The following is a 15,185-nucleotide window of genomic DNA, read 5'->3' on the forward strand; positions in this document are numbered from 1 at the left end:
CCAATAACAAGGAAGAGTTGATCCCTTACCCTTCCAGATCGACAGCGACACTGTTGCGGCGCGGCTGCCATAACCCGCGTTCGATGGCTTCACGCAGGCGATCCTTGATATCCTGCAGCGCATCGGGGTTATGATCAGCAATGAAATCGCGAACGTCCGCATCGCCAAGATAGGCATCATAGACCAGATCAAAGTGATGATCGGCAACGCAACGTGCGGTCGCGGCAAAGGCAAACAGGTAATCGACCGTTGCCGCCATTTCAAACGCCCCCTTGTAGCCATGGCGCATCACGCCATTGATCCATTTCGGGTTCACCACGCGGGCCCGTACAACACGGGCGATTTCTTCTTCAAGGGTACGGATTTTCGGGCTTTCGGGGCGGGAATGATCACTGTGATAGACAGTCGGTTGCTGGCCCGAAAGGCTCCGCACTGCTGATGTCATTCCACCTTCGAACTGATAATAATCATCGGAATCCAGAAGATCATGTTCGCGGTTATCCTGATTATGGACAATCGCATCGACCTTGGCGAGACGGGTTTCAAACAGATCACGCGCAGCCGTGCCTTCTGCACCATTGCCATAGGCATAGCTTCCCCAGGCAAGGTAGGCGTCGGCAAGATCGTCTTCATCTTCCCAGAGTTTTTCGTCAATCATGGCCTGCAGCCCGGCACCATACGCGCCGGGTTTGGAACCGAACACACGAAATCCTGCCTGCCGGTCGGCCTGATCATCTGCCATGCCCTCTGCGCGGAGTTTGGCGGCCTCGGCTGCGATCCGAACGGCAATCGGGTTCATATCTTCGGGTTCGTCACGCTGGTCGGCCACCGCCCTCACCGCACTGTCAAACAGGTCAATCAGACCCGGAAAGGCATCACGGAAGAAACCCGATATCCGCAAGGTCACATCAACCCGCGGACGGCCCAAAACGGATGCTGGCATGATTTCAAACCCGGTCACCCGGCGTGACGCGCTATCCCAGGTCGGACGTACGCCCATCAGGGCCAATGCCTGTGCGATGTCATCGCCGCCTGTGCGCATATTGCTGGTCCCCCAGACAGAAAGACCCAGCGCACTTGGCCATTCGCCGTGATCCTGCACATGACGTTCAAGCAGAAGTTCGGCCGATTTCCACCCCAACTGCCAAGCCGCCGGGGTGGGGATAGTGCGGGTATCAACCGAATAGAAATTGCGCCCCGTCGGCAACACATCCGGACGCCCACGGGTCGGGGCGCCGGACGGGCCGGGTTCAACGAACTTGCCCTCAAGGCCACGTAAAAGACCTTCGATCTCGGCTCGGCCACAGCCGGTGACGGCGGGGCGAATATCCGTTTCGATATCAGAAACAACGTCAAATACGGCCGACCATGCCGGATCGGCCTGAACGGTGCCCCTGACCAGATCACGGGCCAGAAGCTCGATCCGCTCCACGGTATCACCGGTGGTGCGCCATGGTCCGATATCCTCCGCGTCATAAGCCGCCAGCACATCGGGCTTGGCACCCGGCCAAAACTCGGCAAAGGCACAATCAAGCGGATCAAATGCCCGATCCCCCAGAATATCCTTGGCAATCGCGCGATGCAGGGATGCCTTGGGCCCGCTATCCGAACCGCGTGGCAACCGGGCAAGGGCCACCAAAAGATCGGTCAAAAGATCCCCTTCCGGGGCCTTGCCATAGACATGCAGGCCATCGCGGATTTGAAGTTCCTTAAGCTCGCACAGATAGTTATCAAGCTTGGCCAGCGCGCTTTCTTCATCCTCGTCGGCTTCGATCCCGCAGTCACGATCAAGACCGATGCGGATCGCCAGTTCAAGGATATCGCGTTTCAGGATCACAAGGCGCCTTGGATCGACCGCGGCGGCGTCATAATACTCATCAACCAGCGCTTCGAGATCCTTGAGCGGCCCGTAACTTTCCGCGCGCGTCAATGGCGGGGTCAGGTGATCAAGGATCACGGCCTGTGCCCGGCGCTTGGCCTGTGTGCCTTCGCCCGGATCATTGACGATAAAGGGATAAAAATGCGGGGTCGGGCCAAAGACGGCCTCGGGAAAGCAATCCTCGGACAGGGCCAACGATTTGCCCGGCAGCCATTCCATATTGCCGTGCTTGCCAAAGTGAATGATGGCATCAACGCCAAACACATGACGCAGCCAGATATAAAAGGCGAAATAATTGTGCGGCGGCACCAAATCGGGCGAGTGATAGCTTTCAAGCGGATCAATGTTATAGCCACGCGCTGGCTGCAGACCGATCACTACATTGCCCATCGGTAGGATCGACAGGGCAAAGGCATCGCGATCCGCCAGATAGAACGGATCGTTTTTCGGATCGCCCCAGGCCTCAACCACCTGATCGCGGATGGTTTGGGGCAGGGTATCAAACGCGGATTGGTAATCTTTGCGTTTCAGGGTCACGCGAATTTCGCGACTGCCAAGCGATTTGAAATCGTTGGTAGGTCCGGCCTTGACCGCAGCAATCAGGGCATCGCCATCGGCGGGCAGATCATTAATCGCATATCCTTCGCCCTGCATGGCACGAAGTGTTTCGATCATGCCTGCCGGGGTATCAAGCCCGACCCCGTTGCCAAGACGCGCATCCTTGTTGGGATAGTTGGCCATCACCAACGCCACCTTGCGCGTACTTGCATCGGTTTTCCGAAGGCGTACCCAGTTGGCGGCAAGTTTGGCGGTAAAGGCCACGCGATCGCGCACCGGGATGTATTTGACCAGATCGATCTGCGTCAGGTCATCCTTGCCTGCCGATCCCTTAAACGAAATGGCGCGCGCAAGGATACGGCCATCGACCTCGGGCAAGGCGACATTCATTGCAATATCACGCGCGGCCAATCCATTGACACCGTCACGCCAGGCATTCTCGCCCCCGCCAGAAAGCACCACCTGAAACACCGGTGCATCCACCGCATCAAACGGACCATTCTTTCGTTCTGATCCCGGAACGGATATCGCGAAGCCGGTGGTATTAAGGATCAAATCGGCGTTGGTTTCGGCCAGCCAGTCATCGACCAATGCAGCGGCCAACGGATCCTTTAGGCTGGCGACAAAAATCGGCAATGGATTCAGGTTATTGGCAACAAGTTCCTCAACCAGCGCATCGATTACATCAAGATTGGAGGCCTGTACCAATGATCGATAAAAAACAATCGGCGTCACCGGTTGATTGGCATCCCAGTGGCCCCGGATTTCATCAAGGCCTGCCTGTGATGTTCCGGGCCAATAGCCGCCGGCCTTGACCAGCGGGGCTGCAGGTGCCCAGTTCCAGTTTACGTCTGAATTGAGCTTTTCATATATCAGGCGCAGCAAATTCTCTGAATTTTGCGGGCCACCTTCAATCAGATAACGCCAGATATTCTGGTAATCGCTGCCTTTGACGGTCGAAAGTGACAGAAGCTCTGCATCGGGTTGGTCATCCCCGGGCAACAGGACCAACGGAATGTCTTTGGCGCGTGCAAGGGCAACCAGCTGTTCAATGCCATAATCCCAATATCCCCGTCCGCCCAAAATGCGCACGATGATGAATTTGGCATCCGACACAACATCGTCGATATAAAGATCCACCGACATGTTGTGACCAAGCTGAAGCAAGCTTGCCAAACGCAAGGACGGGGCCGCGCCCCCAAATGCATCCACCAGACGCCCCTGCGCCCCGGCAAGACAGGCCAGCTCAGACTCGGCCGCCGACAGGATCACCACATCGCCAGGTTGCTGTCCAAGGTCCACGGCCTCACTGCCATCGGTAACCATTCCGGGCTGGGCTGCCAAAAGATGCATCGGTTCTTTCCGTTTTTCGGGCCATTTTTAGGGCCGTTTTTTGGGTCACTTTTCAGATGACCTTTCAGGGTTTCGACCCTAACGAACAGCAATATTAAACATCCCCGCCCGCAATTTTGTTGGCGGGGATGCCTGGATCAAAGGATCATCTTCCCGTCACCAGATAAGCCTCTGATGATGGAAAGATGATGTTTCACGTGAAACAAAACGTGAACAAACCGGTTTATGCCCCCTTGATCGCCGCTTCGATGGCAGCACGGTCGAGACCATGCAAGCCAATCACCACCAGTTCGGACCGGCGGGTTTCCCCATCCGCCCATGGGCGATCGAAATAGCGCTGGAACCGTTCACCAACGCCCTGAACCACATGGCGCATCGGTTTGCCTGGCACATCAAGGAACCCCTTGATCCGCAGAACATCAAACTGCCGCACAACATCGACAAGGCGCTTTTCAAGTGCTGCCGGATCACTGATCGTATCAAGGGCGACAACAAAGCTGTCAAAATCGTCATGATCATGTTCGTGACCATCGTCATGGTGGCTTGGGCGGCTATCAAGATCATCCTCGGCCGCAGCACCAAGCCCCAGCAGGATGGCATTTTCAACGCGGGAATGTTCGGTTGCGATGATCTTGACCGACGGCTTTTTCAGCTCAGTCCGGATATCGGCTTCGACCTTGGCGCGTTCGGCATCGGTCAGAAGGTCGGTTTTATTCAAAACCACCATATCGGCACAGTGAAGCTGTTCTTCGAACAGTTCTTCAAGCGGGCTTTCATGATCAAGATTGTCGTCGGCTTCGCGCTGGGCCTGGACCGCATGATGATCATGGGCAAACAAACCATCGCGAAGGGCTGCACCATCAAGAACGGCCACCACACCATCGACCGTTACGCGCGACCGGACTTCGGGCCAGTTAAACGCCTTTACCAAGGGTTTTGGCAGGGCAAGACCCGATGTTTCGATAACGATATGGTCTGGTGGCGTGTCGCGATCAATCAGGCCTTGAATGGTTGGCAGAAAGTCATCTGCCACCGTGCAGCAGATGCAGCCATTGGCAAGTTCGACCACGTCATCTTCTGCGCAACCTTCGATGCCACAGCCATTGATGATGCCGCGGTCCACACCCAGATCGCCAAATTCATTAATGATCAGCGCAATGCGTTTGCCATCGGCATTTTCCAGCATGTTGCGAATCATGGTTGTTTTGCCTGCGCCCAGAAAACCGGTAATGACGGTTGCCGGGATCTTGCCCAATTGTGCCATTTCTAAAATCCTTAAAACTCAATTCTTTATGTTGCGATTTGTTGCTATTTGACCTGCATCGGAATGCCGGCAACCACAAGGGTGACCTTGTCAGCCAGTTCGGCGACGCGTTGATGCAAGCGTCCGGCGTGATCGCGAAAGGCGCGCGCCATCGCATTTTCCGGCACGATGCCAAAACCGACCTCGTTTGAAACAAAAAGCACCGGCACGACGAGTTTCGGCACCAAATCACAAAGAGCTGTGATTGCGCCATCGATATCGCGATCTTCAAGCATCAGATTGGTCAGCCACAAGGTCAGGCAATCGACCAGAACCGGCTTCCCGCCGGCGATATTGCAGGTCTGAAGTGCGGCGCAGAGTTCGACCGGTTCTTCGAGTGTTTGCCAAAGGTCGCCGCGTGATTGTTTGTGAAGATCGATGCGATTGGCCATTTCATCATCCCAGGCCCGTCCGGTTGCGATATAGGTACCACCGCCAGCCTGATTGATGATGTTTTCGGCAAACCGGCTTTTGCCGGATCGCGCCCCACCCAGGATCAGATGCATCCCGCCAAGGGGTGCAGAAGGGGGGGGTGCAGAGGGGGGTAAAGTCTGGGTCATCCCGTTATTTCCTCGCCATGGCCTCCCACCGAGGCCCGATTGCGTCGCCACCACCCATAAGAATAGTGACACCTTCGGCAGGTTTCCTGGCTGCGGGCATGAAAGCGATCCGCCTTCCCGGTTGCCCGGTGGCTGGTCTGGCGCGTTGGCACCGACCCGGATCTCCCAACCCGATACAGTTGCGGGGGCAGCATCGGCATCGCACCGATTTCCCATCACCGAACGGTGCGCCGAACCTAACAGGTTTGCCCGTTAACCCAAAGGCCATTCTATGTCTTTGAGCACTTGGTATGAGCAGTTGGTATGAACCGTCCCTAACTGGAAGATTAGCATTTGTCAGTATTTGTAAGAATTGCCTGCTTGAGAGGGGATATCATTTAAGAGAACATCAAAACCGTCTTGTTGGTGTCAGAGACGGAAAAACCGCGCAACCAGCAAAGCCGCCGGGATCACAAAAATCATCACCCGGCCGGGTACAGGAAAAGCTGTGCCGAAAATCTTGGGGTTAAATGGAATTTTGTGAAAACAAATGGCTATTAGCGCGCACCTATCGAAAATCCGGCAGCCAAGTTCACCCACCTGGGTCACATCATCACGGAAAGATATGTGGCTGGGCCTGCTTGAACGGCTGAACAGCTCTGATCGGACGTTCCAGACCTTTATCAAAGAATATGCAACCGACGGTGAAATCACGCTTGCCCGACGCGACGTCAGAGAGATCTTTGCCAAGGATGCCTCAAAAGGTGTCATTGCAACCATCATCTGGTCACATGCGCGCGGCATTCGTGTGAATGCCTTGTCGCTTCTTGTGCGTGATATGCCAACACTGGTTACCCTGATGTCGATAAAAGACTTTGGGCAGGAAGAGCTTAACGAACTTCTGTCCCAGCCCGGCATATCGGTTCCAACAGCAAGCAAGATGCTTTCGGCGTGCGGCAAAACCTATTGCAAGATGCCTGCAGCAATCATTGATGACACCGCCATTCAGGTGATCGAAAGTACATATTTTGCAGGCGACTTCCCGAATGTCGCAGCAGTACGTGGTAAATCACGCAGTCGTCCAATGCCCTATTATCAGGCTTATCTTCGCGATGTTCTTGATATCTGTGAAAAGCATGATCTTGACGCCGATATGGTTGACCGATATCTGGCCGAGCACGCGCTTGCGGATATGACAGCAGAAATCGAACTGGCATCAGTCTAAGTCACGTTTACCACACCCCACAACGCTTCAAGACCAGCTTAAAAGCGTTGGTTTACCGCAGTTACCCGCCAGCCCGGCGCGTCGACACCATCAATATATTCGAGTGTGGTCAGGCCCAGCGTATCGATGTGAAATGCCAGGGCCGATTCCAGTGACAAATCAAGTGCATTGGCCATCAATGCCCGCACCGTACCGCCATGGACGACCGCAACAATATCCCGTCCGGCCCAGTAACGGTTTAAGCGGTGCAAAAGCGGCCCGACACGCCCGACCATATCAGAAAAACTCTCTCCGTTCGGGGGCTGTTGGCGGGCAAAATCGGTCCAGAACTTTGTTGTTTCACCCTTTGGCAAATCATTCCAGTGCTGCAGCTCCCACGCGCCAAAATGCTGTTCGGCAAAACCGCTTTCGCGTTGTGGAATGACGTCTTCATCCATCAGTTCCTGAAGCTTTAGCGCAGTATCAAGCGTACGTGAAAGATGGCTTGTCACCCAGACGGCATCGCGGGGTAAATGACGGGCAAGGGCACGCAGGGATTTTTCATCAGAAAGGTCAACAGGCATGTCACTTCGGCCATACACCAGACGTTCGGGGTTTTCGACCGGGGCATGGCGGACCAGCCACCAGCGTGTTGTTTTCATTGTGTTCGCTCCCCAAAAGCCAATATTCAAACCCTGCTTAGGCGTTGGTAACCACAGCGATGAACGCGACCCCGACGAACAGCTCCGTCGTGAGTTGGGTCGCCCCCAATACATCCCCGGTCTGCCCGCCGATTTGCCATTTTGCCACCGCCACAACAAGTGTGATTGCCAGCATCGCACCAGCCGCAATGACCGCGGTTGCGATCACCCCAGACAGAATGACCGAAACCACCGCTGCGATGGCCACGCCAATACCAACAGCAATTAATTTCGGATGTCCGGCGCCCTTGCCCAAACCATTATCGCGGGCTGGAGGCAGGATATGCATCACCACAGGCATGGCCGCACGCGATGTCACCGCCAGGATCAGAAACAGGGTTACTGCTTGCCCGGCGCTTCCTGCCGCCGAAAGCAAGACCAGGCGCAGACCAAAACACAAAATCAGGGCAGTAACCCCATAGGTTCCGATGTGGCTGTCACGCATGATTTCAAGTTTGCGTGCACGCTCAAAACCGCCGCCAAAACCGTCGGCGCAATCAGCCATACCATCTTCATGCATGCACCCGGTCAGAAGCACCATGGCTGCCAGTGCTACAATGGCAAAAATCAGGATATTGCCTGTCAGCTCATAGACCAGCAGCGCGGGCAACACCGCAAAACCTGCCAACAGCAAGCCAACCAGGGGCCATGACCAAACCGATCTTGCGATCAGGGTTGCTCGAAAATCATCAATACCCATAACAGGCACCCGACTCAACAAAGCCAAGGCACGCCAAAAGTCTGATATCAAAGATGCGGTCGTATCTGTGTTCTCATCAAGGGCAGCACGATCGTTTGATGAGGTGGCCCCGGTAAGCACCTTTGAATCCGCACTTTGCATATTTGTTTCGTTTTGGTTATGATCTTCCGGCACCGTAAATTTCCGATTTTCAAACTGGCAATCTGTTGCGCATGGGCCTAGGGTCAGGGCCGCCCAGCAACGCCATGGCCCTTTGTAAGCAGCACATTACGGTGAGACGCCCGATACAATTGGTTTCTGACCCTAATCCCAACCTTGCCAGAAGCCAAGCGGAACGCATCAAACACATATCGCCGTTATCCGGAGACCAACATGTTCAATCCCAAGCACCCCCCACAAAGTCTTGAGGAAATTCGTGCCCTTCTCGCCGAACTTCCGGATGTCGACACCAAGGCCCAAGACGCCGTGCTTGAACGTGAACCGACCTTGACCAAACCGGCCGGATCGCTTGGCCGTCTTGAAAGTTTCAGCCTGTGGCTTGCCGGATGGCAGGGGACGTCACGCCCGCGCATGACACGCCCGCGCGTTACGGTGTTTGCTGGCAGTCATGGTGTTGTTGCACAAGGTGTTTCGGCTTTTCCTGCCAGCGTTAACCAGCAGATGGTCGAGAATTTCATTAACGGCGGGGCTGCGATCAACCAGATTTGCAAGTCGGTTGATGCGGAACTGCGCGTGATGGAAGTCGCGATTGAAATACCAACCAACGACTTCTCACGCGAACCCGCGATGGATGATGAAGGCTGTGCAGAAGCCATGGCATTTGGCATGAGCGCGATTGAAAAGGGTATTGATCTGTTTGTGCCCGGCGAAATGGGGATCGGCAACACCACATCAGCGGCGGCAATTGCCCACGCGCTTTATGGTGGGAATGCCTCCGACTGGACTGGCCGGGGTACCGGAATTGATGACGCGACCCTTGATCTGAAAACCCGGGTGGTGGGTGACGCCATCATTTTGCACAAACACCAGATGGGGGACGGGCTTGAAATTCTGCGCTGTGTCGGCGGTCGCGAAATTGCCGCCATGGCAGGCGCCATCATCGCGGCACGCTTTTCACACGTGCCGGTGTTGCTTGATGGCTATGTTTCCTGTGCTGCAGCGGCCGTTTTGGCCGCGATCCGCCCGGATGCACTTGATCACTGTCTGGTTGGGCACGTATCAGCGGAACCTGGGCATACACGTTTGATTGAAAAACTTGGCAAGGAAGCCCTGATTGATTTCGGCATGCGCCTTGGCGAAGGGTCGGGGGCGGCACTTGCCATCCCGCTTTTACGCGCAGCTGCGGAATGTCATAACGGTATGGCAACATTTGACAAGGCTGGCATTGATGGCAAGGAAGGGGCTTGAACGCCCGCTTGATCTGTAAAAGACCTACCAAATAGCGCCAGACAAACTGGCGCTATTTTTTTGTTCGTTCGTTCATCAGGTGTTCGACGTGACGTCCCTGGAACATGGTGATGTTGATCGAATGACCGAACTTGATTGCGCGTTCATCATCGCAACGGCACAGGATAACGCGCGTATCGCCTGATTCTGCGACGGCTGCGCGCATTATTTCGCGGTGCTCGTCATCCATGTTTTCCATTTCCGGATCCCACAGCATCTTGATCATATCAACACCGATTTTGTTGCGGTTGATATAAGGCAGCGACAGATGGCTAATGCCATCAATACAGATGCGATACCCACGATCACGACAGAAATCACGCGCAAAGAAGAACGCCCCGAGATCGGCAAAAATATCAATCTTTTGCAGCTCAAGCACGATTGTGCCGCGCTGCCCGGCTTTAACATTGCTGTCAAATGTCAGGAAATCGGGCGACAGCAGGGTGGATACATTCAGGTTGATACTGACAGACCCGGTCACCGACGCGTCATTGGATCGCGTCAATAGTGACAACATGCGCCGATCAAGAATTTCGGTCAGATGCTGAAACAGCCAGCGGTTCGACAAGACATTGACATCCGGCAGCAGAGTTTCCTGCAAATCCTTGATCGAAATGAACAATTCATGAAAAACCGGCGTCGGGTTGGCATCCCCGACAACAGCACAGATGGCCTGGCGGCGCATCAGGTTCGACAAATCCGCACGCCGAAGCGATTCATCAATGCGCCCAAGAATTTTGGGGGTCAGCGGGGCACGATCATCGCTGAGTTCGGGATGGTCGTTATGGCGTTCTGCTGCCTTGCTGACGACTTTGGGACGGTTGGCATTGGCCCGCACCAGCGTTTGGGTCAGATGCAGGAAGTCCTTATATTGCTGACCAACATCGAAATAATCGGTGAAGCTGGCGGGCGCACCACTTTCGTCCTTGCCTTCAGCAATCAACGGATCATCATTAAACAGGAATTTCAGGCGGAAGATAACCGCATTGACTTCATCCATCTCTGCCGCATCAAAGATGAAAATCAGATCCTGATTGGACAGGGTGAAAATGCGCCCGGTAACTTCGGGTACAATTTCTTCGAACGCCCCGATCGCTGTACGAATGTGGTGATCACGGCGATTAAATGCCAACAGTTTTGAAAAATGCACATGGATCGCACCAACGCCTTCCTTGCGCCGCTCAAGGCGTCGCACATAATCAACGAGGAAGGCTTCTGGCGATGGAAGTGAACTATCAGACATAAATGCAATGACCAGATGAATGTTGTGCGGAATCAGAGCCGTGAACCTGCCCGCTCCACGATAACGCCCGTCCATTAACAGGTTATGTATTTATCACTCATAAACGTTGAAACCAAACGTGAATATCAGGCATTTTCAGACATATTGCGGAAAACATAAGTCGTAGCTTTCCACCAACCAAGCTGCTAGTTTCAGCCCGTTTTGATATCCGGGCGATACGATTGAAGACGATAAGCGGGCGACGCAAGTGCGTTTTGGTAACGGGTCGATATGCTTCGCGCACCGTTGTTAAGAATTCATTCCGCAATCTGATGTCAAAACACGGCTGAGACGATTTAGCGAGCAGGATCTGGATAGACCATGGATATCAAAGCCTTTTTCGACGCAGAGTTTGACGAGCATCTTGATCTGGTCAACAAGACCCGCGAAGCCACGCGTGATGCCTTTATTGAACTGGTCGAGATTTGCACCGACGCGCTCAATGACGGCAACAAACTGCTGTTTTTTGGCAATGGTGGATCAGCAGCCGATGCCCAGCATATCGCAACCGAATTTACAGTCCGATACATCAATGATCGCCGCGCTTTGCCAGCGATTGCGTTGACAACCGATAGCTCGGCACTGACCGCGATTGGCAATGATTTTGGCTTTGATCACCTTTTTTCACGCCAGATCGAGGCACTGGGAAACCCCGATGATGTTGCGATTGGCATTTCAACGTCAGGCAACAGCAAAAACGTCAATCTCGGATTGGCCAAGGCACGTGAAATGGGCCTGATTGCCACCGGCTGGACCGGGAAAACCGGTGGGGATATGGTCGATCTGTGCGATCCGGTGATGATCGTGCCAAGCAACACCACCGCACGCATCCAGGAAATGCATATCCAGATTGGTCAGATGCTGGTTGGGGCACTTGAGCACACCCTTGGCCTGACCCAAAAGTAACCTATACCACCTACCCGCCGCCTGACCGATCAGACAGAACGAAGAAACATCACAATGACCGATCTCAGCCACCTGGCCCAACAGGTTGAACATTTGATCCACGCAAAGGTTCTTTGCATTGGTGATGTGATGCTCGACCGGTTTGTTTATGGGTCGGTCAATCGCATCTCGCCCGAAGCACCAATACCCGTCATTCGGGTTGAACGCGAAAGCGCCATGCTGGGCGGGGCCGGAAATGTTGCGCGTAATGCCACCGCCCTTGGTGCGTCGGTTCAGTTCCTGTCACTGGTTGGTGATGACCTGCCCGGTCGCGAGGTCATGGAATATGTCGCCAGCGATCCGGGTGTTGAGCCCTATATCCAGACTGAGCGCAACCGCCCGACCACGATCAAAACCCGTTATATTGCTGGTGGGCAGCAGTTGTTGCGATCTGACAATGAAACAACGGCTGACATCGCACCTGCCACCATCAGCAATCTTTCCGCGCTGGCCGGGCAACTTGCACCGGATGTCGCCGCGATCATTTTGTCTGACTATGGCAAGGGTGTTTTGCATGCCGATGTTGTAGCTGCGGCCATTGCAACCGCGCGCAAGGCAGGCAAACCGGTAATTGTCGATCCAAAGGGCAGTGACTACAGCATTTATCGCGGAGCTACGGTGGTAACGCCTAACCGGGCAGAGGCAGAAGCCGCAACCGGGATCGCCATTCACAGCGATGAGGACGCCGTTGCCGCCGCAACCAAGATCATTACCGAATGCGGCATCGAAAATGTGCTTCTGACACGAAGTCAGGATGGCATGACCCTTGTTACCCAGGATGGCGTAGCACTGCATTTGCCAACCGAAGCCCGCGAAGTGTTTGACGTTTCCGGGGCCGGCGACACGGTCGTTGCCTGCCTTGCCGCTGCTGTGGCTGCGGGTTCAAGCCTTGCCGATGCGGCGCGCATTGCAAATGTCGCAGCGGGCATCGTGGTTGGCAAAATCGGCACAGCGGTTGTCTATCCCGACGAGCTGGTTTCAACACTTCATCATCATGACCTGATGATTGGGGAGGCCAAACTGATGCCGCTTGATCGCATGGTCGACCGTGCGGAACGCTGGCGGCGCAAGGGATACAAAGTCGGCTTTACCAATGGCTGCTTTGATCTGTTACACCCCGGCCATCTCAGCCTGCTAAAACAGGCGCGTGCAAGCTGTGACCGTTTGATTGTCGGGCTGAATTCCGATGCATCGGTCAAACGGCTTAAGGGGGACTCTCGCCCGGTTCAGTCCGAAGCCGCCCGTGCAGCCGTACTGGGATCGCTTGAAACCGTTAGTGGTGTGGTTATTTTCGGTGAAGACACCCCGATTGAGCTGATCAAGGCGATCAAACCCGATATTCTGGTCAAGGGTGCGGATTACACCATCGACAAGGTTGTCGGTGCGGAAATCGTTCACGGCTATGGCGGCAAGGTGGTTCTGGCCAACCTTGAAGACGGGTTTTCAACCACCTCGACCATCGCACGGATGAATGAGGGCAAGGATTAATCCGCCCAGCCCTGCTCCGCACGCAGAACTCGTATACTTAGTCCATATCAGGCCAAGGCCTGACATCCAGATCCGGCCAGATTTTCTGCCAACGGGCGGCCTTTGCTTCGTAAACAGCCCTTACTGGCAAAACCGGGTTCGGGATGATGCGACCTGCCATCACCGCACCAAGACCAAACGGCGCATAGATCCGATATGCCTCGTCTCCCTTACTCCCGGCTTTCTTGCGTAGGCCAATCGCTGTTGTCTTATAGGCAAAGCGGTCAATGCCGTCACTTGCAGCAGTGACCATGCCATAGTCCAAACCGAACTTTTCCAGATACCAGATCGGCACACGTGCCTGATTTCGGATTTCGACCGGGGCTGGTAAATCCGCAAACAATTCATCACCTTGACCGATCACATGATCTTCTGCCGTCCAGGATGTATCAGGGTCGAAATAAAACAGATCGTAATCTGCGATGTCGGCATCAGGTTTTCGACCGGCACGCATGTTCCAGATCGTCTGGGCCAGACACCCGGCCGTCAGCCACCAGTCTTCGATGCCAGATTGCGCAAATCGATCCAGAATGGTGCAGGTAACAGGGTTTTGCAGGGTAGCATCCAGAAATGCCCGACCATGGGCTATATCACCAACGCGGCAGCCAGAACTCATACCCAAACCCACAGGATTTTGATCACAACCGGCCACGCGGCATTGAGCAGACACGAGGTCGTAAAGAGCTTGAGCGCACGATCAATATCCGCTGCCCCCAGATCACGCCGCCCCGTTCCGATATAAGGATCTTCGACCATCTCGCTGCCGTATTGGCGCGGCCCGGAAAGTGCGATTTCAAGCGCCCCGGCAAAGGCTGCCTCTTGCCATCCGGCATTGGGGGATTTGTGCTTTTTTGCATCCGAACACATGGTGCGAAACGCTGCGGTCCCGTTGGTTCGTCGACCAATCACCGCAGCAAGGCAGATCACCACACCGGCAACACGGGCAGGGATGAAGTTCACCACATCATCAAGGCGGGCGGCAAAGCGCCCGAAATAAAGATAGCGATCACTGCGATGGCCAATCATCGAATCCAGGGTGTTGATCGCCTTATAGACGCAAATGCCGATTGGCCCGCCAACCACATACCAAAATATCGGTGCGACCACCCCGTCCGAAAAATTTTCCGCGCAGCTTTCAATTGCAGCCCGACTGACACCGGCCTCGTCAAGCGTATCGGGATTGCGCCCGACAATCATCGAAACAGCTTGGCGCCCACCCGCAATGCCATCCTTTTTAAGCGCATTTGAGACGGCTTTGACATGCTGATAAAGACCCTTCTGGGCAACCAGAATCGCAACCAGAAGGACCTCAATTCCGATTAGAATGCCGCCAAAATCAGATATCACCTGCACCAACCCGCCAACCATTGCAGAAACAAAGATGACGGCAAGACTGGTGACCGCACCACGCAACAGCCGGTCAGCGTTGCTGTAATTGGGACGATTTAAGCGTTTCTCAAACCATCCAATCAGATTGCCAATCCAAACCACCGGATGGCCGATGCGCGAAAACAGCCATGGAAAATCACCAAACACCGCATCCAACAGCAGTGCCAGCACCAGTATTGTGAAAATCGGCCCGAAGAATGCAGGTTCGGGGATTAGAAAATCGGTCAGTGTCGGTTCCATGGCGGCAATGTGCGTGGTGATCACCAAACCGTCAATCGGAATGACAGAGATTGTCGGTAAGTCCTTTTGCGGTAACAGGGTTTGCCATCTGTATCTGGCTTTGATAGAACGCTTTCATA

The 15,185-nt window shown here is 54.5% G+C and carries 12 protein-coding genes and 1 riboswitch; of the genes, 4 read left to right on the forward strand and 8 right to left on the reverse strand.

The window, feature by feature from the left end; genetic code table 11:
• Nucleotides 1–25: 25 nt before the first annotated feature.
• The 3 genes from cobN to cobU form a co-directional block, all read right to left on the reverse strand.
• Nucleotides 26–3,790: a cobaltochelatase subunit CobN gene (gene cobN, locus JF44_RS0117200; RefSeq protein ID WP_033070205.1), complete on the reverse strand. Its 3,765-nt coding sequence runs from the start codon at nucleotides 3,788–3,790 to the stop codon at nucleotides 26–28.
• Nucleotides 3,791–4,013: 223 nt separating this feature from the next.
• Nucleotides 4,014–5,054, reverse strand: a complete 1,041-nt coding sequence (gene cobW / locus JF44_RS0117205) for a cobalamin biosynthesis protein CobW (protein WP_033070206.1) — start codon at nucleotides 5,052–5,054, stop codon at nucleotides 4,014–4,016.
• Nucleotides 5,055–5,098: 44 nt separating this feature from the next.
• The gene (cobU, locus tag JF44_RS0117210; protein WP_081944489.1) at nucleotides 5,099–5,653 is read right to left on the reverse strand and encodes a bifunctional adenosylcobinamide kinase/adenosylcobinamide-phosphate guanylyltransferase; all 555 of its coding nucleotides are present in this window, start codon (nucleotides 5,651–5,653) and stop codon (nucleotides 5,099–5,101) included.
• A 59-nt stretch (nucleotides 5,654–5,712) separates the two neighbouring features.
• Nucleotides 5,713–5,903, reverse strand: a riboswitch (cobalamin riboswitch).
• Between the two features lie 354 nt (nucleotides 5,904–6,257).
• On the opposite strand from cobU, the gene JF44_RS0117215 reads away from it, so the two are divergent.
• A complete protein-coding gene (locus tag JF44_RS0117215; RefSeq protein ID WP_238318484.1) occupies nucleotides 6,258–6,857 on the forward strand; it encodes a hypothetical protein in 600 nt (199 codons plus the stop codon).
• A gap of 38 nt (nucleotides 6,858–6,895) precedes the next feature.
• On the opposite strand, the gene JF44_RS0117220 is transcribed toward JF44_RS0117215, so the two are convergent.
• Complete coding sequence (locus JF44_RS0117220) at nucleotides 6,896–7,498, reverse strand: histidine phosphatase family protein (RefSeq protein ID WP_033070208.1); 603 nt, start codon at nucleotides 7,496–7,498, stop codon at nucleotides 6,896–6,898.
• 37 nt (nucleotides 7,499–7,535) lie between these two features.
• A complete protein-coding gene (cobS, locus tag JF44_RS0117225) occupies nucleotides 7,536–8,378 on the reverse strand; it encodes an adenosylcobinamide-GDP ribazoletransferase (RefSeq protein WP_052066068.1) in 843 nt (280 codons plus the stop codon).
• A 231-nt stretch (nucleotides 8,379–8,609) separates the two neighbouring features.
• On the opposite strand from cobS, the gene cobT reads away from it, so the two are divergent.
• A complete protein-coding gene (cobT, locus tag JF44_RS0117230; RefSeq protein WP_033070627.1) occupies nucleotides 8,610–9,644 on the forward strand; it encodes a nicotinate-nucleotide--dimethylbenzimidazole phosphoribosyltransferase in 1,035 nt (344 codons plus the stop codon).
• A gap of 52 nt (nucleotides 9,645–9,696) precedes the next feature.
• Here cobT and JF44_RS0117235 read toward each other — a convergent pair whose 3' ends face one another.
• Nucleotides 9,697–10,926, reverse strand: coding sequence for an EAL domain-containing protein (locus tag JF44_RS0117235; protein ID WP_033070628.1), 1,230 nt, complete (start codon nucleotides 10,924–10,926; stop codon nucleotides 9,697–9,699).
• 360 nt (nucleotides 10,927–11,286) lie between these two features.
• On the opposite strand from JF44_RS0117235, the gene JF44_RS0117240 reads away from it, so the two are divergent.
• The gene (locus JF44_RS0117240) at nucleotides 11,287–11,871 is read left to right on the forward strand and encodes a D-sedoheptulose 7-phosphate isomerase (protein ID WP_033070209.1); all 585 of its coding nucleotides are present in this window, start codon (nucleotides 11,287–11,289) and stop codon (nucleotides 11,869–11,871) included.
• 54 nt (nucleotides 11,872–11,925) lie between these two features.
• Nucleotides 11,926–13,398: a D-glycero-beta-D-manno-heptose-7-phosphate kinase gene (gene rfaE1 / locus JF44_RS0117245; protein ID WP_033070210.1), complete on the forward strand. Its 1,473-nt coding sequence runs from the start codon at nucleotides 11,926–11,928 to the stop codon at nucleotides 13,396–13,398.
• A 37-nt stretch (nucleotides 13,399–13,435) separates the two neighbouring features.
• Here the strand turns inward: rfaE1 and JF44_RS0117250 are convergent, their stop codons facing one another.
• Complete coding sequence (locus JF44_RS0117250; RefSeq protein ID WP_052066013.1) at nucleotides 13,436–14,053, reverse strand: nucleotidyltransferase family protein; 618 nt, start codon at nucleotides 14,051–14,053, stop codon at nucleotides 13,436–13,438.
• On the reverse strand, nucleotides 14,050–15,090 hold the full coding sequence (gene cbiB / locus JF44_RS0117255; protein WP_238318486.1) for an adenosylcobinamide-phosphate synthase CbiB: 1,041 nt from the start codon (nucleotides 15,088–15,090) through the stop codon (nucleotides 14,050–14,052). Before cbiB ends, JF44_RS0117250 begins: the two co-directional genes overlap by 4 nt.
• Between the last annotated feature and the right edge of the window lie 95 nt (nucleotides 15,091–15,185).

This window comes from Thalassospira australica, from assembly GCF_000763295.1.
GTDB lineage: Bacteria > Pseudomonadota > Alphaproteobacteria > Rhodospirillales > Thalassospiraceae > Thalassospira > Thalassospira australica.